Source organism: Faecalicatena orotica, assembly GCF_003149245.1.
Taxonomy (GTDB): domain Bacteria; phylum Bacillota; class Clostridia; order Lachnospirales; family Lachnospiraceae; genus Faecalicatena_A; species Faecalicatena_A orotica.
Map to the genome: position 1 here is coordinate 69,197 of NZ_QGDL01000012.1, position 23,080 is coordinate 92,276.

Consider the following 23,080-nt stretch of genomic DNA (forward strand, 5'->3'; position numbering starts at 1 on the left):
AAGATATCTTCATCCCATTTTTATAGAAGTATGGATTATTTACGATAAAGGGGCGATATTTTTTGCCCGGATAATTACAGTGGCCTCTGTGCCGGCATTTTCCTCACTCTCAAAAAACACCCCATATTCTTCACCATAATAATACTGCAGGCGCTGATTCACGTTCGCCAGTCCAAAACCACTCTCATCCACCTCACCGTTGATGCCATACATGCTTCTGCGCAGTTTATCAAGCGCCTGCTCACTCATGCCGATTCCATTATCAGATACCTTCAGGTAAATCCTCTCCCCTTCTTTCCATCCGGTGATCCTGATCGTGCCCTTCCCCCTTTTATTCTTGATTCCGTGGTAAAGGGCATTCTCCACGAGGGGCTGCAGGGTCAGCTTTGGTATCATGTAAGGGTATATTTCTTCTGCAATATCAATCTCATAATCCATGATATCCTGATATCTGTACTGCTGGATCTCCAGATAGCTCTCTACATGGGATTTTTCTTCTTTTACCGTAATATAATCCTTCCCTTTGCTTAACGTTGTGCGGAAAAATTCCGACAGGGAGTTCACCATAGAAACAACATCATCCGTTTTCTTTTCCTCTGCCAGCCATATAATCGCATCCAGCGTATTATAGAGGAAATGCGGGTTAATCTGTGCCTGCATGAGGCGGGACTCTGTGATGCGCAGGTTCTTTTCCTGTTTCTTGATATTGTCCACCAACACGCCGATCTCTGCCGTCATATCATTAAAACTGTCTGTCAGAACTGAAATCTCATCCACCGTTTCAATCTTTGTCTTGGCAGTAAAGTCCCCTTTGGCAACCTTCCTCGTCTGCGAGCACAGTTTTTTAATCGGACGTGTTACACTCCGTACCGCCAGTATGGACAAACCGATCGCGATCACTGCGGTGATGCACAGGGCAATAATGGTCATTTCAACGGCATTTCTTGTCTTTAACCGAAGTTCATCCTTCGCCTGGTCAAAATTCTTCGTTTCGTTGTATACATACTCCTGCAGAGCTCCCTGTATCACAGTCGTAAGACCGCTTCTCCCGCGGATATTTTCATCCAGATAATCCATCTTTTCATCATAGGAGACATTATCCGTAATCATACGCTCCAGTTCTGTCACACATTTATTCAGAGATTTCAGGCTGTTATTCACTTGAATGATCTTCTTCCTGTTAATAGACGCGGTTGCCATATCTGACAGCTCATCACAGACATCCGATAATTCTTCTATATATTTATATGGGTCTACTGTCACAACACCGTTGATCGTCGTCTTACCATCCCCTAATTCCTCCGTTGTCTTACTGCCGATCACTGCCAGATACATGCTGTAATCCATGCGTTCTTTGAATTCCTTCGAATAAAAGTTGGCATACATGACGCTCTCCGTGATCGCGCTGTAAGCATCGGCAGACCTGATTAATGTTACAGCCAGATAGACCACAACCAGAAGCATTGGAAGGAATACAGAGCATGGGATCAGGGCTATCCGCTTATTTAGCGTTAATGATTTGCCGTGTTTTTTCATTCCTGGCCCTTCTTTCCCCGCTGTCTGTAGTCTTTCGGAGTACAGTTCTGCGTCTTCTTAAATATGTAGCTGAAATAGTGGGGATCTTTATACCCCACCTCATAACCGATCTCAGAAGTCTTAAGCGGGGAGCACATCAGCAGCTCTTTTGCCTTATCCATCCTCACCATCGTAAGGTATTCCACGAATGTCCTGCCGGCTTCGCGCCCGAATACCGAGCTGAAATAGCTTGGACTCATATTTACAGCAGCCGCCGCAGTATTCAGGGATACATCCTCAGACATATAATTGGAGGCAATATACTCCTTTGCCTTCTCTATCACATCGGAATAGCGGCTCCCACTCACTGTATCCCTTCTGTCAATTGTATTTTTCAGGAGCTGTCTGACATATTTGTTCACGCTTTCTTCTCCTGTCATCGTCTGTAAGGCTGTTTCCAGCTCTTTCGCCTCTTCTTCGCGCTCCTCCTTGGGGATTCCAAGCCTGTCACAGAAAGAACTGGCTACAATGTACATATCCATTGTAATATACTGGCGCATCAGGGATGACTGCATATTTTCTTTCGGCATCTCGTCAAAATAGGCTGTAAGGAAACTCTCAATCTCCTCTGCCGTCCCTTTTGAGAGAAACTTCTCCATTAGTGTCCTGTTCCTCTCCATTAAGTCAAGGCTCTGTACATTGATGGTTCCCTTCTCATGTATAAGCCTGATATCATTTGCAGTCAGGATCTGCCGGGACTCATTGACAAAGCGTGTAGAAAACACAATCCCTGCCTGATCGTAAGAGTTTCCGAGCTCCCGGATCCGCTGAACGCTCTGTCCGATCCCCCCGTAATATTCGACGCCGGGATACTTCTCCATGACCTCTGAAAAATATCCTTTGAGGCGGTTCATCTTCTCCTGCTCCTCTTCCACCGTCCCTGCCGTTACAAGAAATGCCCAGCCTTCCACGCCCCTGCGGAAATAAAAAGTCCCCGGCACGGTATCCGGTGCACTTTCAATGTCACGAAAAGCTTCCATTGCCTGTTCGGGTGTATCATAATCATTGATTTTTACAGACACTTTAAACAATAACACATTATACACCTGTGCACTCAAGTCCATTCCCAATGCCTTTGCCTCGTTTACCGCCTGGCTCACAGAAAGGTTCCCTGCAATCAATCCGTCAAACAGTCTCATTTTCTCATTCTCGATAAATTCCTGATTATCCTTATTGAACTGTTCTTTCATCTGCTGCTCTTCGCGCTCCTGCTCAACCTGCCTCGCAATATGGCCGAGGGCCCCCAAAAGCTTTGCCGATGATATTGGCTTCAGAAGATAGTCAGCAACCCCTATGTGAATCGCTTCCTTCGCATAGTCGAATTCATTATACCCGCTCAGGATCAGGATCTTAATATCTGGAAGTGCCTCTCTGACCATTTTACTAAGCTCAAGGCCGTCCATAAAGGGCATGCGGATATCTGTGATCAGTATGTCCGGCTTTTCCTTCAGGATCATTGGGTAAGCCAGTTCTCCGTCACTCGCCTCTCCTGCAAATTCATAACCTTCTCTATGCCAGTCAATACTGTTTTTAATTCCGTTTCTTATTACAATCTCATCTTCTACAAGAAATACTTTTATCATCTTATGACCTCCTGTCACCAATATTTTACCGCTATTCCCAAAAGACAACAATCATATATTTCTTTCATATGGTATGTTTTCTTACGATATATTTGTATTATTTTTGGATAAGGTGGGATATTTTTCGAATTAAGTTGGATATTTTATGATCCCCAAAATACACAGCGCCCTAATAAAAATCCACCAGATGCCATCTTACAGCTCTGGTGGATTCTTATCTTCATATTAAGTTCATCTGACACCTATTCTTTCAACACAGGCATGTCTCTAGTCTTTCCTGCACAGGAATATCCTCTTTCCGGTTCTCCAGCGTATATAGCAGCTCTTCGTATTCCGCTTCAGGCATTGGCCTGTAGAACACATATCCCTGAATCATATCACAATTAACGCTCCTTAAAAATTCTACCTGCTCCATTGTCTCAATGCCTTCCGCTACAGTCACAACACCGAACTGGCGGACCAGTTTTATGATTTCCTCGACAAGCAGCCTGTCCTTTTCTTTTGTGGTAATATTCGGGAAAAACATGGCATCAATCTTCAGGACATCTATATTCAGATTTTGTATTGTACTGAGGGAAGAATATCCTTTTCCAAAATCATCTATAGAACAGGAAAATCCTGCCTTGTGCAGATCCTCGACGATTCCGCTCAGTACGTCCCAGTTATCAAACAGGATGGTCTCTGTGAACTCAATTTCCAGCAGCCCTTCAGGTATCCTGTATTTGTCACGGATTTCTGCGTAAGCCTTAACAAAATCACTGTTATAAAACTGAAGACGGGAAACATTTACAGACACAGGCAGTGCCTCTCTCCCCGTATCCAGCAGATGCCTGAGCCATCTGCATACTTCTTCAAATACATATCTGTCAAGAAGCGGTATCGTATAATTCTTCTCAAAAACAGGGATGAAATCTGCAGGAGAAATGATTGTACCGTCCGGCTTCTGCCATCGGACAAGTGCCTCTGAGCAGACTACTCTGTTGGTGGAAAGCTCAACCTTAGGCTGGTAGTATACTTTGAACTCCTTCTGTTCAAGTGCTGTATCCATACTGCTCTCAATAGATTTCTCCTGATAGAGCTTTCGCCTGATACTCTCGTTATAGAAACGGTATTTGTCAAACTTCCCTGTCTTTACCGTTTTTCTTGCAAAATTGGCCCGGTCCATCAGGCCTTCAATCTTCAAGTCCTCTATAACGTCTTCGACACAGCATAACCCGCAGCACACAGAGAGTGCATGTTTCTCGGTTGATTGACGCATATACTCTGTAACCCTTGTATCAACTTCTTTTTGTCTCTCCAGTAATTCTTTCTTTGAGTCATAGTATCTCAGAATCACAAAATTATCCGCATTCACACGGCAGAAAACTTCATCACTCCTCATATCTTTCTGTATAATATTCGCGTACTCCTTCAGTATCCGGTCTCCCCACGCATATCCAAACAAATCATTAATATACTTGAAATCTGCAAAGTCAACATAAAATACCGCATATTTTTTATCGTGGTTTTTGTCCAGCAGCTTTTGGGCAACTTCTTTAAACCTTCCAACGGTATATGCATTCGTAAGAATATCTCTTCCGGCCTTATCTTCCAATGTCTTATTCGCACTTTCGAGATTCAGTATCTTTCTTATATTAGACCAGAACAAGAACAGCCAGATCACAATAATACATGCAATAAGGGCAATCGTCATTCCCAGCAGATTCCTTATTTGATCAGATGAAAATGCTTCTGCCGCAAATACGGTATCATTAGCCAGTTTAAAATACGATTCACTATCCCTTAGCAATTTCTCCTTTTCAGAATGATCTGCCCGATATGTATAAATATCTTCTTTTAGTTCCTCCCAACGGTCTTCCAACTGACCCAGACATTCCTGATATTCTTCATCATCCGGAAGGATTAAATCATACTTTCCCTCTCCATCCCTTAAATTCTCCTGAATATCATCCAGATACGTTATCAGTTCGTCACTTGGTTCATTGTTCAGTTCGAGCTTCACCAGACGCTGTGTTGCTCCCCGTACAATACCAACATAGTTTATCAATCGCCCGTAAGACTGGGTACTGTATACAGAATGAAAAACAGAGCAGACTAAAAGTGCCATTCCAAGGAAAAAACCAAGGAGGGCATACTGCCATTTCTTTTTCATGTTGATTTCCCGATGGCTTTCTGACATTCATTCAGCAATTGTCTGAAAGACCATTCCTTTCTTTATTCCGAACATAATTTTCTGAAAATAGTATACCATGTTTCAAAGGAAAATACTACTATAAGTAGCTCTAAAGCAATTATTTGCATAACATAAAAATCACGTTCTGGTAAAGAGCATATATTTAGCTGGTACATTAAAAAACCGCAATTCCTGATTACTCAAGAATTGCGGTTTTAATTATACTGATTGATTGTAAATCAACGATTATTCGATGATCTTAGCAACCTTTCCTGATCCAACTGTACGTCCACCTTCACGGATAGCGAATCCAAGACCCTCTTCCATAGCTACTGGGTGAATCAGTTCGATTGTCATTTCTACGTTATCTCCAGGCATGCACATTTCAACTCCGTCCGGCAGATCGCAAACACCTGTTACGTCTGTTGTTCTGAAGTAGAACTGAGGTCTGTAGTTGTTGAAGAATGGTGTATGGCGTCCACCTTCATCTTTTGTCAGAACGTATACCTGAGCTGTAAATTTCTTGTGGCATTTAACTGTACCTGGTTTGATCAGAACCTGTCCTCTTTCGATTTCAGTTCTCTGAACACCACGAAGCAGAGCTCCGATGTTGTCACCAGCCTGAGCTTCGTCAAGCAGTTTACGGAACATTTCGATTCCTGTTACAACAGTCTTCTTAACGTCTTCATGGATACCAATGATTTCAACTTCATCAGATACGTGAAGTGTTCCACGCTCTACTCTACCTGTAGCAACTGTACCACGTCCTGTGATAGAGAATACGTCCTCTACAGGCATCAGGAATGGCTTATCTGTATCACGCTGTGGGTCTGGAATCCAGCTGTCAACAGCGTCCATAAGTTCCATGATCTTGTCTCCCCACTCTGATGAAGGATCTTCCAGAGCTTTCAGAGCTGATCCCTGGATAACCGGAGTATCATCTCCCGGGAATTCATACTCGCTTAAGAGTTCACGAATTTCCATTTCTACTAATTCAAGCAGCTCTTCATCGTCTACCATGTCACATTTGTTCATGAATACTACGATGTAAGGTACACCAACCTGACGTGACAGAAGGATGTGCTCTTTTGTCTGAGCCATAACTCCGTCAGTAGCAGCTACAACAAGGATAGCTCCGTCCATCTGAGCAGCACCTGTGATCATGTTCTTTACATAGTCAGCATGTCCTGGGCAGTCAACGTGTGCATAATGACGTTTCTCTGTCTCGTACTCAACGTGAGCTGTAGAGATTGTGATACCACGCTCTCTCTCTTCTGGAGCTTTATCAATGTTTTCGAAATCTACTGCTGCGTTTCCGGCAACTCTTTCAGAAAGTGTTTTTGTGATAGCAGCTGTTAATGTTGTTTTACCATGGTCAACGTGTCCGATGGTACCAATATTAGCATGTGGTTTGTTTCTTTCAAATTTAGCTTTTGCCATTTTGAATAATCCTCCTTAATATATAGCCTGATTACAGGCATTTTATTGGTTTACGCTTTTACTCGGCTAATTCTGATTATATTTCATAATCACAGCTTTTTCAAGCCTTTTTATGAGATTTAACCATTTTATTTATGCCTCTTTATTAGACAATACTTTTTCCTGTACAGACTTCGGTACCGGCTCATAGCTCTCGAAGAACATTGAGTAGTTACCACGTCCCTGTGTCTTGGAACGTAAGTCTGTTGAATAACCGAACATCTCTGACAACGGAACGTACGCACGTACGATCTTACCGCCGCCTAAGTCATCCATACCTTCGATACGTCCACGGCGTGAATTGATATCTCCAATAACGTCTCCCATATATTCTTCAGGCATTGTTACCTCAACCTTCATAATAGGCTCAAGAAGCACTGGTGAAGATTTCTTCATAGCGTCCTTGAATGCCAGAGATCCTGCAATATGGAATGCCATTTCACTGGAATCGACTTCATGGTATGATCCGTCATATACTGTAGCATGAACACCAACAACCGGGAATCCACCCAGAACACCGGCTTTCATTGCCTCTTCGATACCTTCACCTACTGCCGGAATGTATTCCTTCGGAATAGCACCGCCGACTACAGCTGTATCAAATTTGTATACTTCCTCACCATTCACATCCATTGGTTCGAATTTAACTTTACAGTGTCCGTACTGTCCACGTCCACCGGACTGTTTAGCGTACTTGCTGTCTACATCAACAGGTTTTGTGAAGGACTCTTTGTAAGCAACCTGAGGTGCACCTACATTAGCCTCTACCTTGAATTCACGTAAAAGTCTGTCTACGATGATTTCCAGATGGAGCTCACCCATACCTGCGATGATTGTCTGTCCTGTTTCTTTATCTGTGTGTGCACGGAACGTAGGATCTTCTTCTGCAAGTTTTGCAAGAGATTCACCTAATTTACCCTGGGAAGCCTTAGTCTTAGGCTCGATAGCGAGCTCAATAACAGGCTCTGGGAATTCCATGGACTCCAGAATAACCGGATGCTGTTCATCACAGATTGTATCACCTGTTGTTGTGAACTTAAATCCGATTGCTGCCGCGATATCTCCGGCATATACTTTATCCAGCTCTGCCCTCTTGTTGGCATGCATCTGAAGGATACGCCCAACACGTTCTTTTTTGCCTTTTGTTGCATTCAGCACGTAAGAACCTGAGTTGATAGAACCTGAATATACTCTGAAGTAAGCAAGCTTACCTACAAACGGGTCTGTCATGATCTTAAATGCAAGAGCGGAAAATGGCTCTGCATCGGATGAATGTCTTACGACATTGTTTCCTTCATCATCCACACCTTCGATCGGAGGGATATCTGTCGGAGCAGGCATATATTCGATAACTGCATCCAATAATTTCTGAACACCTTTGTTTCTGTATGCAGTACCGCAGCATACCGGTACAGCTGTACACTCGCATGTTCCTTTTCTCAAAGCAGCTTTGAGTGCTTCTACAGATGGTTCTTCACCTTCCAGGTATTCCATCATCAGATCGTCATCTAATTCACAGATCTTTTCAACTAATTCGGTATGATAAAGCTCTGCATCGTCTTTCATTTCTTCCGGAATATCTGTAATAGAAATGTCTTCGCCCTTTTCATCATTATAGATGTAAGCCTGCATCTCCATCAGGTCGATGATTCCTTTGAATTCATCTTCTTTACCGATCGGCAGCTGAAGACAAATTGCATTCTTACCAAGTCTTGTCTTGATCTGTTCTACAGCATTGTAGAAATCAGCACCCAGGATGTCCATCTTGTTGATGAACGCCATTCTTGGTACATTGTATGTGTCTGCCTGACGCCATACGTTTTCTGACTGCGGCTCAACTCCACCTTTAGCACAGAATACACCTACAGCACCATCCAGTACACGAAGTGAACGTTCAACCTCTACAGTAAAGTCAACGTGTCCTGGTGTATCGATGATGTTTATACGATGTTCCAGAGCACCCGGCTTTGGCTGAGTCTTCTCTTCCAAAGTCCAGTGACATGTTGTAGCGGCTGAAGTGATTGTGATACCTCTTTCCTGTTCCTGCTCCATCCAGTCCATCGTAGCAGTACCTTCATGAGTATCACCAATCTTATAGTTTACACCAGTATAATAGAGGATACGCTCTGTCAATGTTGTCTTACCAGCATCAATATGAGCCATAATACCAATATTTCTGGTTCTCTCTAATGGATATTCTCTTTCAGCCAAGATTTTTTCCTCCTAATTAAAAGCGGTAGTGAGCAAATGCTTTATTTGCTTCTGCCATCTTGTGCATATCTTCTTTCTTCTTCACTGATGCACCAGTGTTATTAGCTGCATCCATGATTTCATTAGCAAGTCTTTCTTCCATTGTTTTCTCGCCTCTTTTACGAGAATACATTGTCAGCCAGCGAAGTGCAAGCGCCTGTCTTCTGTCTGCCCTTACTTCGATAGGTACCTGATAAGTTGCTCCACCGATACGTCTTGCCTTAACCTCGAGTACAGGCATGATGTTGTTCATGCATTCCTCAAATACCTCGATAGCTGGCTTATCAGCCTTTGCTTCAACTCTTTCGAATGCTCCGTATACAATCTTCTGTGCTACACCTTTCTTACCATCTAACATGATGTTATTGATAAGTTTGGTAACAACTTTATTGTTGTATATTGGATCCGCTAATACATCTCTTTTTTGAGTATGTCCTTTACGTGGCACGGTCCTTCCCTCCTTAATCATTATTTCCGGTCTTCTCCGGGATTAATTCATCGGTACTCACATGTGTCTTTCTATGGAAATCGCGCTTCATGTGCTCGTGGCCGCGAGACTTTTAATATCTTAAATCCGCAACCTGTACTTATTGAACCGTGGAGATCCAACAAGGTACGATAATCATAGTTCTGTTTGTGATACGATATTTAACTGTTTAGTTACAAATTGCTAAGTTTTCAAGTCCTATTTTTTAGCGTCTTTAGGTCTCTTAGCGCCGTATTTAGAACGAGCCTGTCTTCTCTTAGCAACACCTGCTGTATCAAGTGTACCTCTGACGATATGGTATCTTGTACCTGGCAGGTCCTTAACTCTTCCTCCGCGGATCAGAACAACGCTATGCTCCTGAAGGTTGTGTCCTTCTCCCGGGATATAGCTTGTTACTTCGATTCCGTTAGAGAGACGAACTCTGGCGATCTTTCTCAGAGCTGAGTTAGGCTTCTTAGGTGTAGCTGTCTTAACAGCTGTACATACACCTCTCTTCTGTGGTGCAGATACATTCGTAGCACGTTTCTGCAGAGAGTTGTATCCTTTCTGAAGTGCCGGTGCTGTTGATTTCTTTTCAGAAGTCTGACGTCCTTTTCTAACTAACTGGTTAAATGTTGGCATTCTTTTTCACCTCCTATGATTCTTTCGTTTCCTCCCGCTTATACGGTGAGGGGTTGCAGATAATCGTAATTATCTTGATTTGCACACAAAAAACTATACGCCTTTGTGCACGCTAAATTAGTTTATTACGTTTTTTCAGGAAAGTCAAGGGCTTTACTCCGATTTTCGTGAAGTTTTTTAAACTTTGCCTATATTGCCCCCTAAAGACCTAAAACATCCGCGATACTGCACATTTCTTCCAATGAAATATCAATAAATTCATCCAGAGAAAGCCCGGTAAATTCAATTGCTTCCATATAATCCCTGTTCGCCCCCGATGCAAAACGGAGCTCATTGAATCTTTTGTTTACTGATTTGTGCTTTACACTAGTTATCTTCTTGTCTGGATAGATCTGGGCAATCGCTTTCAAAAAGCCGCTCATAGGATCGGCCGCCAGCACCGCATACTGAAGATTTGTATGTGCTTTCACGCCAGAAGCAGGATTGTGCGCACATATAGCATCGAACAATTCCTGATCATTTATTCCTTCTTTTTTCAATATTTCTACGGACGTCGGTCCGTGCACCTCCGGATGTTCCTGCCATTCACACTGTTCCTCGTCCAGATCATGCAGAAGTCCGACAATCCCCCAGCGCTCCTCCTGCTCAGGGGCAAGTCTCTTTGCCAGCCCGCGCATAATTGCTTCCACAGCATAAGAATGCTGAAGATATCTTTCACCCTTCATATATTTCGTAAGAATCTTATATGCTTCTTCTCTGTCCATTATCGCCGCCTCCATGTCAACTTTATCGTTTCTTTTTTGTTCAAAGGGGTCAGACCCCTTTGCAAAAGTGCCTGACCCCGTATATTTTTAGTATGATTTTCCCCAGTATACCATGTGCTTAGCCGGTTTCCCACAGCAGATGCACACATCTGACAGGTGTTCTTCCTCATCCGGGATACATCTTGAGGATGCCCCGCCTGTCAGTGCTTTGATATCATCCTCGCAGGATTCCTCCCCGCACCACATCGCTTTGATAAATCCGCGGTTATCCTGGAACTTTTCTACCATCTCGTCCATTGTCACTGCAGAATCGATATGGGAATCAAGGAAAGTTTTTGCCTTCTCAAACAGGTCTTTCTGGATTGTCTCCAGAATTTCCGCAAGCTTTGTTGTGATTTCATCTATCGGCACTACAATCTTTTCTCTTGTGTCACGGCGTACTACTACAACCTGGTTGTTCTCAATATCTTTTGGTCCGATCTCGATTCTGGTTGGAATTCCGAGCATCTCCTGCTCACTAAACTTCCATCCCGGACTCTTCTCGGAATCGTCTATCTTTGCACGGTATCCGGCAGCCTTTAATGCTTGAAGCAGTTCGTTTGCTTTGTCCAGCACGCCCTCTTTGTGCTGTGCAATCGGGATCACCCTTGTCTGTACCGGTGCGATTCTCGGAGGAAGTACAAGGCCGCTGTCATCACCATGTACCATGATGATCGCCCCGATGATTCTTGTCGACAACCCCCATGAAGTCTCATAAACACTGTGCAGTTCATTGTTCTTATCTGCATATTTAATATTAAAAGCATCCGGGAATGCATTACCGAAGAAATGGCTGGTTGCTGACTGCAGTGCTTTCCCGTCATGCATCAGCGCTTCTACTGTATAGGTATCCTGCGCACCTGCGAACTTCTCACTCTCTGTCTTGCGTCCACATATAAGCGGAATCGCCAGATCATCCTGAATGAAGTCTCTGTATACATCACGCATGGTCAGGGTTCTCTGCTCTGCCTCTTCATAGGTCGCATGGATTGTATGTCCTTCCTGCCATAAAAACTCTCTGGAACGCAGGAAAGGTCTTGTTGTCTTCTCCCAGCGAAGCACAGAACACCACTGGTTCCATACCTTCGGCAGGTCCCTGTATGACTGTACCGTCTTGCTCCACAGATCGCAGAATAATGTCTCAGAGGTAGGACGGATACAGAATCTCTCCTGAAGCCTCTCGAGCCCGCCATGTGTTACCCACGCTACTTCCGGTGCAAATCCTTCAATATGATCTGCTTCTTTCTGAAGAAGATTCTCAGGAATCAGGACCGGCAGATATACATTCTCTACCCCGGTATCTTTAAAACGTTTGTCCAGATCTGCCTGAATATTTTCCCAGATTGCATATCCGTTGGGCAGGTAGTTCAGGCATCCTTTTACTCCTGAATAGTCACACAGCTCTGCTTCTCGCACCACATCGGTATACCACTGTGCGAAATCTTCATCCCTCGATGTGATTGATTCGACTAATTTCTTTTCCTTTGCCATAATGTGTCTCCTTTTCCATGATCCGAAGCCCCTGCTCCGTTACTTTATGCCTGCGGGAAGAATCCATGTACAGCGAAAAACCGCCGAAACTTCCTTCCCTGCAAAAAAGGGACCGAAAGTCTCGGCGGTACCACCCTAATTAACTGCATCCCCTGACGCAGCTCACTCATATACCGTTAACGCCGGTTCTACGCCGCAGTTTCCCACGGCAGCTCCCGGGCCGGTTCTATGCGTTCCATACAGGAGATTCCACCATACACTCCCTCTCTGTTATACTTCTGCGCATATACTTTTCCCGTTCATCGCTAATTATACATGTGATTTTACTTGATAAAAAATAAATTGTCAAGACTGGTTAATTTATCCCTGTACCTGTAGTAACTTCTGTTTCAGTTCACCCTCGAGACGCTGCATTTCTCTTTCCGCTTCCTGTCTCTTCTGGCGGCCTTCCTGCTGAATGTGCATAACTTCATCTAATGTAGAAATCAGCGACTCATTGGTAATCTTCAGTGTCTCGATATCCACGATACCTCTCTCCGACTCTTTCGCAGTCTCAATTGTGGCCATTTTCAGTTTCTCTGCATTCTTTCTGAGCAGTTCATTAGTCATGTCGGTCACTTCACGCTGCGCTGCCGCTGCCTGCGCAGAATGTTCAACTCCAAGCGCAAGCACCATCTGGCTCTTCCAGAGCGGGATGGTATTCACAATCGTAGACTGGATCTTCTCTACCATCAGCGTATCGTTCCCCTGCACAAGCCGGATCTGTGGGGCCGTCTGGATCGAAATCGTGCGTGTCAGTTCCAGATCGTGTATCTTCTTTTCAAACCGGTTGCACATAGAATCCAGATCTTTTGCCGCCTGTGCATCCTCCGGCAGCCCTGAAGACTGTGCCTTATTAAGCAGTTCCGGAAGCGTGGTAGAACGGATTTCATTCAGTTTCTTCTTTCCAGCCAGTACATACATGGAAAGTTCCTTGAAATATGTCAGGTTGACCGCATACATCTTATCCAGAATCGCGATGTCCTTCATCAGCTGTACCTGATGGTTTTCAAGAACCTTGCAGATCTGGTTGATGTTGACCTCTGCCTTGGCATACTTCGCTTTCATCGCTGAAATCTTATTGGCCGGCTTCTTAAAGATACCAAGGAATCCCTTCTCCTCTTCTTCATCGAAATCTTTCAGCTGCCTTACCACACCGGACAGCAGGTCACCGATCTCCCCTAAGTCTTTCGTCTTTACATTTTCTAGGGCATTTTCCGAGAAATCAGCCATCTTTTTCTGTGTTCCTGCCCCATACTGCAGAATCACAGCCGAGTTCGTCAGATCGATCTGGCTGGCAAAAGCATCCACAGCACGCTTTTCCTCCTCTGACAGGAGACTGTCATCAAGTGCGGGCTCCTCCTTCTCAGGAACCGGGGCCGGGGCCTGTTTCTCCTCCTGAAAAGGTTCCAGCGTTAATGTAGGGGTTGTCGCAAATCCTTCAAATTCATTACCCATATTTTCTCCTCCGTTGAGCAAGTATGCTGTTTAAAAATCATCTTTTGTCAGTCCTTCCTGTGCAAGCATCGTATTCAGCACAGAAATATCGGCCGCCACATCCCAGGCTGTATCCTGAAACAGGCTGTCAAGCAGCTTTTCAAAAGCTACATTTAATGTATCCAGTGTCTTTTCTATTTCGTTCTTGGATGAAAGGATATTCTCACCCTGTACCGGCATTGCATCCAGTTCTTCATAGGCTTCGAGAAGTTTTACAGTCGTTGGAAGATAATATTCCATAAGCCGTCTGATATCCGTTATGTTCTCCGGGTTCTGCTCAACCCTGTCAAAGATCCTGTCTACCAGCACCTCCATGCGTGAAATCTTAGCAGATATCTCTTCTCCCGGAATAGCATCATTACTTTTATGAATCTTCTTAATATATTCATCACCGGTACGGATAATCTCCTGCACCTGCGGGTCCAGATTCTTATGTTCCTGAGCCTGCTTTTCTCTGTTCAGCTTCTCTTCCAGTTTCTGCTTTTCCATGCGCTGCATCAGTTCATTATACTGTGTAAATGCATCATTACTCACAATGAGGCATGTCTTCTGGCTGTCCAGATGCCCCTGTCTGAACCAGCCTTTACGGATCATCTTCTGTATATCTTTCACAACATATTTATTAGATTTCCTCAGACGGCCGGCCAGTTCCTTTATCTCACAGTACTCTTTATCGCCAAGCGTGCTTAAGTAGAGCCTGTACCGCTTTACTCTGCCTAACAAGGCTGTACCGATTCCGGCCAGAATTCCTCCGCCAAACATCATAATACCGGTAATGACCGAAAATGCCAGAATTCCCGTGGGCACTACCTCTGTCGTAACAATTATGCCGATTATTAAAAACGCCAGAATCAGAAACATCGCAACCCCCAGCGTATATCCCGTCACCGTCATCGCAATACCGCCGGCCTTCGCCCCCGATGTCTTCACAAAGAGCCCCGGATGCTTCTGCAGTGCAGCCAGTCCCTCTTCGGCGCTGTTCCTTCTGCTCTGCCGCACTTCCTGACGCTGGTACCGCTGGTTCTGATAACTCCGTCCCTGATAACCATATCCGTTAAAACCAGCATTCGGCCCCGGACCTGTATTGCCTTCCTTATAAACATTTTCTCCCCGAAACGCACCGCTGCCCCCGAACGGAGACGGTCCCGCCTGCCTGTTATACCGGTAAGCATCCCTGTTCACACGTCTGTTGTTCCTATAGGACTGTTTCTGAAAACTCTGGGCAGTCTTATCCACAGCATCCCCTACATTATGCAAACCTTTCCCCAGATTATTCATCGCGCTGTTAACCGTATTCGTAATCGTCTGGTTCAAACGGTCAAAATTCTGTGCATCGATCGCCTCCTGCACAGTTCTGCTTATATCTTCACCAAATTTCTCCCAATCTTGATTCGCCATATCTTCACCTATGCCTCACTTTACAGGATTTCTGTAAAATATATTCCATATCGCTTTCATCTTAATAGGCGCCAGTGCCGGCTGCCGGCACCACCTTATTCAAGTATAATAGAATTGCTCTGAAAAATCAATGCGCCTGAGCAAATCACCTCACCAGAATATATGTGAAAAATCCTGCATAGAACAGAAGGAACATCAGGCCCTCCAGTTTGGAGAGTCCCTTTCTGCTCACAGCACATATATAAACAAGGATGCTTGCCACAATTAGTATGATTGTATCCTGCACGGCGAGAGCATTGATCGTGATCGGAGTAATTGATGCCGACATCCCCAGAATCAGGAGTATATTAAATATATTTGATCCCACAACATTGCCGAGTGCAAGATCATTTTCCCCCTTCTTCGCCGCTACCATCGAGGTTACCAGCTCCGGAAGGGATGTTCCTAATGCAACAATAGACAAGCCGATAAATGTCTGGCTGAGACCGAAACTTGCTGCAATCTCTGACGCACTGTCTACCACAAAATCTCCTCCGATAATGATTCCGGCAATTCCAACCACAATGTAAACCGCACTACGCACCGGTGTCAGAGATTCATACTCTTCCTCAGGTTCCCCTGAGGCAGCAATCTTCCTGCGTGAATGCAGTGCATCAATCACCGCTGCTATAACAAACCCGACAAATAAAACAAGCAGAATCACCCCGGATGTTCTTGACAGTATATATTCCTTATTCTCTCCGCCTGACATAATGCCCTGAAAATCGAATCCTGTCATCATCAGCAGAAGAATCGCCGTTATCACAATGGAAAATGGAAACTCGCGCTTCAAGATAGACCACTTCACCTGAATCGGCCGCACAAGTGCACTCGCCCCGAGAACCACCAGAAGGTTAAATATATTGGAGCCAATCACGTTGCTCACTGCCAGTTCATTCTTCCCCATCAGCGCGGCTGTCACGCTGACAGATGCCTCCGGCATGCTTGTCCCAAAGGCAACCACCGTAAGTCCGATTACAATAGAAGGAACCTTAAGAAGTTTTGCCACGCTAGAGCTTCCATCCACAAAAAAATCTGCTCCTTTGATAAGCAGGAAAAAACCTATAATCAATAATAAATATGTTATCATACTTGACCTCGCTTTTTATTTATACGATAATCAGTGTAGTCAGATTTTTCAGAAAAGTCAAGGATATCAAACCAAAGGAGCGAACTTATGACACCCGAGATTATATTTGAAGATCAGGATTTGATCGTCTGTATCAAGCCGGCCGGCACTGCCACCCAAAGCAGCATGATGCAGGCACCTGATATGGTGAGTATATTAAAAAACTATATTTATAAAAATTCCCCGGGTAAGCAGCAGCCGTATCTCGCGGTCATACACCGGCTGGACCAGCCGGTAGAGGGGCTGCTTGTATTTGCCAAGACACCCGCTGCCGCAAAAAACCTCAGCCGGCAGTTGACACAATCCGGTTTCGGAAAGCATTACCGGGCGATACTTACCGGAACACCCGTATCCCCTGAAGGTGATCTCACTAATTACCTTGTTAAGGATGCCAGAACGAATTCTTCCCGCGTGTGCACAGCCGACACCCCTGGTGCAAAAAAGGCATTGCTGCATTACAAAATACTGGAGTCAAAACCTCCGTACTCGCTGGCCGAAATCACTCTGGAAACAGGACGCCACCACCAGATCCGGGTGCAGATGTCCCATCTTGGCTGCCCCATTGCCGGTGACCGGAAATATGGCGTCACTCCCGCGAAAGATCCCAGAGAAGACGGCAGTCCGCGGAGTTATGATACTCTCCAGTTGTATGCCTGCCGTCTTACATTCCGTCATCCGCGTACCGGAAAAGAACTGGATTTCAGGCTGGACAAACTTCGCCGCCTATAGATAGAATGAATCTAGTTTCACAGGGTGCACTTTCTATAAAGCAAAAAAACAGGCCGCCGCAAACTCTATGAGCCGCTGCAGCCTGTTTATTCATTCTTCTTACATTTCCCCAAGCACTACTTCAGGTTCTTCTTCAACCGCCTCAGTATACTTCTCTAAGATGATCTTCTGGATCCGCTCTCTTGTGCCAGAGTTGATCGGGTGCGCGATGTCACGGTATTCACCGTCAAGAGCTTTCTTGCTCGGCATTGCGATAAACAGTCCTTTCTCGCCCTCGATTACCTTAATGTCATGAACTACAAATTCATCATCAATCGTAATCGAAACAACCGCTTTCAACTTACCTTCCTTTGCTACTTTGCGCACACGCACATCTGTGATTTGCATAATGTTCAAGTCTCCTTTCTCCGCCTGCATCGGTCCATTATCGAGCATCAGGCTCAATAAGTATAACCTTTATAATGCATACCGCTCGTTTTTCTCAACTACCACTTTCACACCATTCTCACCAACATGTCTCGTGTTTGCCCTTATCGTATCCCGACTCTCAACAACACAATTCTCGATGTAAGTATTGTCCCCAAGATATACGTCGTTCAGGATAATGGAATTCTTGATTACGCAGTTATTACCTACAAATACCTTTTTAAATATAACGGAATTCTCAACCGTTCCATTAATAATACTTCCACTTCCAACAAGGCTGTTCTTAACAACCGCCCCCGGATTGTACTTCGCCGGCGGAAGGTCACTCACCTTGGAGTTGACCGGCGGAAGTTCTTTGAAGAAGTAATTACGAACTTCAGGTCTCAGGAAATCCATATTCGTCTGGTAATATGCGTCCACTGTTGAGATGTTACTCCAGTAGCTGTTTATCTTATAACCGTATATTTTCTTCAGATTCTTATAGCGAATCAGAATATCGGTTACAAAATCATGTCTTTCCTCTTCTGCACAGTGCTCGATGAGGTCAATAAGCTGTCTTCTTCTAATCACATAAATACCCGTGGAAATCGTCTGTGAATGAGCCACCATCGGCTTTTCTTCAAACTCTTCAATTCTTGCGGATTCATTCATGCGGACGGTGCCAAAGCGAGTGGCATCCTCACCAGGAGCCAATTCCTTGCATACAACTGTGATGTCTGCCTTCTTGGCGATATGGTACTCAAGCACCTTATTATAATCCAGCTTGTACACTGCATCCCCCGATGTAATGATGACATATGGCTCGTGGCATCTCTTGAGGAAATCCAGGTTCTGATAGATTGCATCAGCAGTTCCCCGGTACCAGTATCCATTCTCCGCCGTAATCGTCGGAGTGAATACATATAATCCGCCCTGTTTTCTTCCGAAATCCCACCACTTGGATGAGTTCAGATGTTCATTCAAAGATCTTGCATTGTACTGTGTGAGAACGGCAACTTTCTGTATATGGGAATTTGCCATGTTACTCAGCGCAAAATCAATTGCCCTGTAGCTTCCAGCCACCGGCATCGCTGCCACTGCGCGTCTGGAAGTCAGTTCCTGCATCTTTCTGTTATTTCCGCCTGCTAAGATAATACCTACTGCTCTCATATACGATCACCTGCCTTTATTAATGTCTCACCACTTGCAAGCACTCCATCGCTGTAATCTTCTATGGATGTAACACCACTAATGGCGGTATTCTTCCCAATCTGCACTCCTGAAGGTATTTTTGAATTCTCCCCAATGGTCGCAAGTCCGCCGCTGTAAACACCCGGCTTCTCTTTATTCGGGACTTCACTTCCAATACCGATCACGACATCATTTCCAATCACGGTTCCTTCAGCGATGATTGCTTTCTCAATCACACAATTGTCACCGACTGTTACGTCTCTCATGAGAATTGAATCTTTGATCACACTGCCCTTACCAACGGTCACACCGCCTCCAAGCACAGAATTATGAACTTCTCCGTAGATCTCCGAACCGTTGCTGATGATACACCTGTCAACTACAGACTGTTCTGATATATACTGTGGTGGAAGATTGGCGCTGTTGGTATATATCTTCCAAAACTCTTCATATAAATTAAATTCCGGAATAATATCAATCAGTTCCATGTTCGCTTCCCAATATGAGCTGAGAGTTCCGACATCCTTCCAGTAGCCATTATACTCGTAAGCAAACATCCTCTTGTCATTCTCATGGCAGTATGGGATGATGTGCTTACCAAAATCACAGTTCGGCTGCTCTGAAAGCCTGATCAGTGCATCTTTCAGAACCGGCCAGCTGAATATGTAGATTCCCATAGACGCCAGATTGCTGCTCGGCTTCTCAGGCTTCTCCTCAAACTCCCTGATGCGGCTCTCCTCATCTGTAACGACAATACCAAAACGGCTTGCTTCTTCCATCGGAACCGGCATTGCTGCAATTGTAACGTCAGCCTTGTTCGCTTTATGGAAATCAAGCATTACCTCATAATCCATCTTGTAAATGTGGTCCCCTGAAAGGATCAGGACATAATCAGGATTGTATGTCTCCATGTAATCCAGATTCTGATAAATCGCATTTGCAGTACCTGTATACCACTCACTGCTTGTACTCTTCTCGTAAGGCGGAAGAATTGTCACCCCTCCGACATTACGGTCCAGATCCCACGGAATTCCAATTCCGATATGGGTATTCAACCTTAAAGGCTGGTACTGTGTCAATACACCTACAGTATCTACGCCTGAATTAATACAGTTACTCAATGGAAAATCAATAATACGGTACTTACCGCCAAATGCTACGGCCGGCTTGGCCACTTTTGCAGTAAGAACTCCCAGTCGACTGCCTTGTCCACCTGCCAGCAGCATAGCAATCATTTCCTTCTTAATCATGTCGTCACCTCATTTCTAGTTAGTTGTACCCATTATAGCACACTTTTCTCTTCCGCGCACAATTTTTACAATTTTTTAGCGGAACTCAATGCCTTTTTGTTAATCCTGCACAAAAAGAACATCTTTAAATTTTCCCCATATATAGTATAATATAAAAAGTAGTTATTGTTTATGACTAATTTATAGAATTTTTATTTAGGAAGGAATGCGTTTATGTATAAAATTGATTTCAATAAGCCGATTCATATCCATTTTATAGGGATTGGCGGCATCAGCATGAGTGGTCTTGCAGAGATTCTCATGAAGGAGAATTTTACAGTATCTGGATCAGATTCCAGAAAGTCACCACTAACTGAGCAGCTTGAGAAGAAGGGCGCCCAGATTTTTTACGGACAGAAGGCAGAGAATATCATCGAAGGTATCGACTGCGTTGTATATACCGCCGCTATTAACCGCGACAATGCCGAGCTGATAGAAGCTGTTGCGAAGAAAATACCGATGCTTACCCGTGCTGAACTTTTAGGGCAGCTGATGAAGAATTATAAGAATGCCATCGCCGTATCCGGCACCCACGGAAAGACTACAACAACTTCTATGATCTCTCATATTCTTCTTGAAGGGGATATGGACCCGACTATTTCCGTCGGCGGAATCCTTCAGGCAATCGGCGGCAACATCCGCGTAGGCAGCTCCGAGACTTTTATCACAGAAGCCTGTGAATATACGAACAGTTTTCTGGATTTTTACCCTAAAATCAGTATCATTCTTAATATAGAGGAAGACCATCTGGATTTCTTCAAGGACCTTGAGGATATCCGCCATTCCTTCCACCAGTTTGCATCACTGCTGCCTGAAGACGGCACCCTGATCATCAACGCGGATATCCAGAACTATCAGGAAATCTGCGACGGGCTCGGCTGTAATATCATCACCTATGGAAGTTCACCGGATGCAGACTACAGCGCAGCCAATATCGGCTATGATGATAAAGGAAGGGTATCCTTCGATCTTGTAAGGAAAGGAGTCCTGTCCGAACACATCGTCCTCTCCGTCACCGGTGACCACAATGTCTCCAATGCGCTGGCCTCCATCGCCGCTGCCGAACTGCTCAGGCTTTCTATGGATACGATTCTTAAGGGGCTGCTCTCCTTCTCAGGAACGGACCGCCGCTTTGAATATAAGGGCACTTTAAACGGTGTAACAATCGTGGATGACTATGCGCACCACCCGACAGAGATCACCGCCACCTTAAAGGCGGCGCACCACTATCCGCACAAGAAGCTCTGGTGTGTATTCCAACCGCACACTTACACGAGGACAAAAGCATTCTTTCATGAATTTGCCGAAGCGCTTTCCCATGCAGACCATGTCGTCCTCGCGGATATTTATGCAGCAAGGGAAACAGATACACTCGGTATCTCTTCCAGCCATCTGGCAGAAGAATTGAAGGCACTCGGGACAGATGCATACTACTTTCCAAGCTTCGGGGAGATTGAAAACTTCCTAAAAGCGAACTGTGTTTCAGGTGACTTGTTGATAACTATGGGAGCCGGAGACGTTGTAAATATAGGGGAAGATCTTTTAAAATAGAACTTATCCACACTTTCCCCACATAGTTATCTACAAAAAACCTTGTTTTTCCCACGAAAAAGTGCTTTTTACTGCCGCAATTAGGTGCTATAATACCTGTACGCATTGAGAGAGTTAAGTACGAAAACCAAAGGGTAGGGGAAATAAGATGAAGACATTGACTTTGAAAAATAAATTTCAGACAAACGCAACCTTAGTTACAAACGATTTTATAGACAATTACATGATCAACGCAAACGGTGAGTTTGTCAAAGTATATTTATTTCTGCTGAGGCATCTGGATGATCCGTGTTCCAATCTCACGATATCCATGATTGCCGACTGCCTGAACAACACGGAGAACGATATATTAAGAGCTTTCAGATACTGGGAATCTGAAGGACTTTTAACTGTTGATAAAGACGGTGAAGGAAGAATTACCGGGCTTGAACTGGAGCAGACGCCTTCCATTACATCCAGGAAAGTGACTGCCCCAAAGGTTCCGGCTGTCAATGAGAAGCCTGTCTTAAGAGAGGTCAAGCCTCTGGCTTCCGCCGCATCTGCTCTTGCAGCTGTCCCGGAACCAGTTATGGCCTTTGAACCGGCTGCCGTATCTGATCCTGTCCCTGTTTTTGAGACAGTCGCCGTGCCGGAACCAGTTTCCGCACCTAAGGCAGTCCAGAAGTCAAAGGCGATTCCGCTGACTTCATTTAAAGCCCAGAAGGAACTGAAGTCCCTGCTCTTTATCGCAGAACAGTATCTAGGCAAGACACTGTCCCGGACCGATGTGGATGCCATTACATATTTTTATGAGACGCTCGGCATGTCTGCTGATTTGATCGAATACCTGATCGAATCCTGTGTCGAGAACGGACATAAAAGTATCCACTACATTCAGAAGGTAGCCCTTTCCTGGTCTGACAGCGGTGTTACCACGATAGACCAGGCACGCCGGCAGTCTGCCAATTACAGCAAAAGCAGCTATACCGTGCTGAATGCATTTGGAATCAAGAACAGGGGGCCGGCTGCTGCAGAGCTTACTTTTATCAGGAAGTGGACCGAAGAACTCGGTTTCTCCCTTGATATCATTCAGGAAGCCTGCAACCGCACAATCGCCGCTACTCACCAGCCCAGCTTTGAGTATGCCGATACCATCCTCTGTAAATGGTACGAAAGCCAGGTACGCCATCTAAAAGATATTGCCGTTTTAGACGCCGCTTATCAGAAAGAAAAAGCCGCCAGAACAACTGTCCAGAATAGGCAGAAGCCAGTCTCAAAGAACATGAACAATTTCGAAAGACGCTCCTATGACATGGATTCTCTGGAGGAACAACTATTAAACAGTAATTAAAGTAGCTGTTCACAATTCTGG

General features: G+C 44.7%; 18 protein-coding genes and 1 other annotated feature. Of the genes, 3 read left to right on the forward strand and 15 right to left on the reverse strand.

Going from position 1 to position 23,080, the window contains the following annotated elements; all coding sequences use genetic code 11:
* Positions 1-39 precede the first annotated feature (39 nt).
* From A8806_RS18515 to A8806_RS18570, 12 genes are all read right to left on the reverse strand, one after another.
* Positions 40-1,536: a sensor histidine kinase gene (locus A8806_RS18515; protein WP_109732651.1), complete on the reverse strand. Its 1,497-nt coding sequence runs from the start codon at positions 1,534-1,536 to the stop codon at positions 40-42.
* Positions 1,533-3,158 carry a response regulator gene (locus A8806_RS18520; RefSeq protein ID WP_109732652.1) on the reverse strand — a complete coding sequence of 542 codons (1,626 nt, stop codon included), beginning with the start codon at positions 3,156-3,158 and terminating at the stop codon, positions 1,533-1,535. Before A8806_RS18520 ends, A8806_RS18515 begins: the two co-directional genes overlap by 4 nt.
* Positions 3,159-3,408: 250 nt before the next feature.
* On the reverse strand, positions 3,409-5,310 hold the full coding sequence (locus A8806_RS18525; protein ID WP_109732653.1) for a putative bifunctional diguanylate cyclase/phosphodiesterase: 1,902 nt from the start codon (positions 5,308-5,310) through the stop codon (positions 3,409-3,411).
* Positions 5,311-5,577: 267 nt separating this feature from the next.
* Positions 5,578-6,771 carry an elongation factor Tu gene (gene tuf / locus A8806_RS18530; protein WP_109732654.1) on the reverse strand — a complete coding sequence of 398 codons (1,194 nt, stop codon included), beginning with the start codon at positions 6,769-6,771 and terminating at the stop codon, positions 5,578-5,580.
* Positions 6,772-6,903: 132 nt separating this feature from the next.
* Complete coding sequence (gene fusA / locus A8806_RS18535; RefSeq protein ID WP_109732655.1) at positions 6,904-9,021, reverse strand: elongation factor G; 2,118 nt, start codon at positions 9,019-9,021, stop codon at positions 6,904-6,906.
* Positions 9,022-9,037: 16 nt separating this feature from the next.
* Entirely contained in the window at positions 9,038-9,508 is a 471-nt protein-coding gene (rpsG, locus tag A8806_RS18540) for a 30S ribosomal protein S7 (protein ID WP_207657870.1), read from the reverse strand.
* 237 nt (positions 9,509-9,745) lie between these two features.
* Positions 9,746-10,168, reverse strand: coding sequence for a 30S ribosomal protein S12 (rpsL, locus tag A8806_RS18545; RefSeq protein WP_109732657.1), 423 nt, complete (start codon positions 10,166-10,168; stop codon positions 9,746-9,748).
* A 200-nt stretch (positions 10,169-10,368) separates the two neighbouring features.
* The gene (locus tag A8806_RS18550) at positions 10,369-10,932 is read right to left on the reverse strand and encodes an HD domain-containing protein (protein ID WP_109732658.1); all 564 of its coding nucleotides are present in this window, start codon (positions 10,930-10,932) and stop codon (positions 10,369-10,371) included.
* 87 nt (positions 10,933-11,019) lie between these two features.
* On the reverse strand, positions 11,020-12,462 hold the full coding sequence (proS, locus tag A8806_RS18555) for a proline--tRNA ligase (protein WP_109732659.1): 1,443 nt from the start codon (positions 12,460-12,462) through the stop codon (positions 11,020-11,022).
* A 104-nt stretch (positions 12,463-12,566) separates the two neighbouring features.
* Positions 12,567-12,774, reverse strand: a binding site (T-box leader).
* Positions 12,775-12,822: 48 nt separating this feature from the next.
* Positions 12,823-13,959 (reverse strand): toxic anion resistance protein, encoded by a 1,137-nt coding sequence (locus A8806_RS18560; protein ID WP_109732660.1) that lies wholly within the window; start codon positions 13,957-13,959, stop codon positions 12,823-12,825.
* A 30-nt stretch (positions 13,960-13,989) separates the two neighbouring features.
* Positions 13,990-15,396: a 5-bromo-4-chloroindolyl phosphate hydrolysis family protein gene (locus A8806_RS18565; protein ID WP_109732661.1), complete on the reverse strand. Its 1,407-nt coding sequence runs from the start codon at positions 15,394-15,396 to the stop codon at positions 13,990-13,992.
* A gap of 145 nt (positions 15,397-15,541) precedes the next feature.
* Complete coding sequence (locus A8806_RS18570; RefSeq protein ID WP_181368778.1) at positions 15,542-16,525, reverse strand: calcium/sodium antiporter; 984 nt, start codon at positions 16,523-16,525, stop codon at positions 15,542-15,544.
* Positions 16,526-16,612: 87 nt separating this feature from the next.
* On the opposite strand from A8806_RS18570, the gene A8806_RS18575 reads away from it, so the two are divergent.
* Positions 16,613-17,293, forward strand: coding sequence for an RluA family pseudouridine synthase (locus A8806_RS18575; protein WP_109732662.1), 681 nt, complete (start codon positions 16,613-16,615; stop codon positions 17,291-17,293).
* A 99-nt stretch (positions 17,294-17,392) separates the two neighbouring features.
* Here A8806_RS18575 and spoVG read toward each other — a convergent pair whose 3' ends face one another.
* The 3 genes from spoVG to A8806_RS18590 form a co-directional block, all read right to left on the reverse strand.
* Positions 17,393-17,680, reverse strand: coding sequence for a septation regulator SpoVG (gene spoVG, locus A8806_RS18580; protein WP_109732663.1), 288 nt, complete (start codon positions 17,678-17,680; stop codon positions 17,393-17,395).
* A gap of 69 nt (positions 17,681-17,749) precedes the next feature.
* Positions 17,750-18,868, reverse strand: coding sequence for a glucose-1-phosphate adenylyltransferase subunit GlgD (gene glgD, locus A8806_RS18585; protein WP_109732664.1), 1,119 nt, complete (start codon positions 18,866-18,868; stop codon positions 17,750-17,752).
* A complete protein-coding gene (locus A8806_RS18590) occupies positions 18,865-20,139 on the reverse strand; it encodes a glucose-1-phosphate adenylyltransferase (protein WP_109732665.1) in 1,275 nt (424 codons plus the stop codon). The genes glgD and A8806_RS18590 overlap by 4 nt, the downstream gene beginning before the upstream one ends.
* Positions 20,140-20,352: 213 nt before the next feature.
* On the opposite strand from A8806_RS18590, the gene murC reads away from it, so the two are divergent.
* Both murC and A8806_RS18600 read left to right on the forward strand, forming a co-directional pair.
* On the forward strand, positions 20,353-21,729 hold the full coding sequence (gene murC / locus A8806_RS18595; RefSeq protein WP_109732666.1) for a UDP-N-acetylmuramate--L-alanine ligase: 1,377 nt from the start codon (positions 20,353-20,355) through the stop codon (positions 21,727-21,729).
* 148 nt (positions 21,730-21,877) lie between these two features.
* Complete coding sequence (locus A8806_RS18600; protein WP_109732667.1) at positions 21,878-23,059, forward strand: DnaD domain protein; 1,182 nt, start codon at positions 21,878-21,880, stop codon at positions 23,057-23,059.
* Positions 23,060-23,080: the final 21 nt, after the last annotated feature.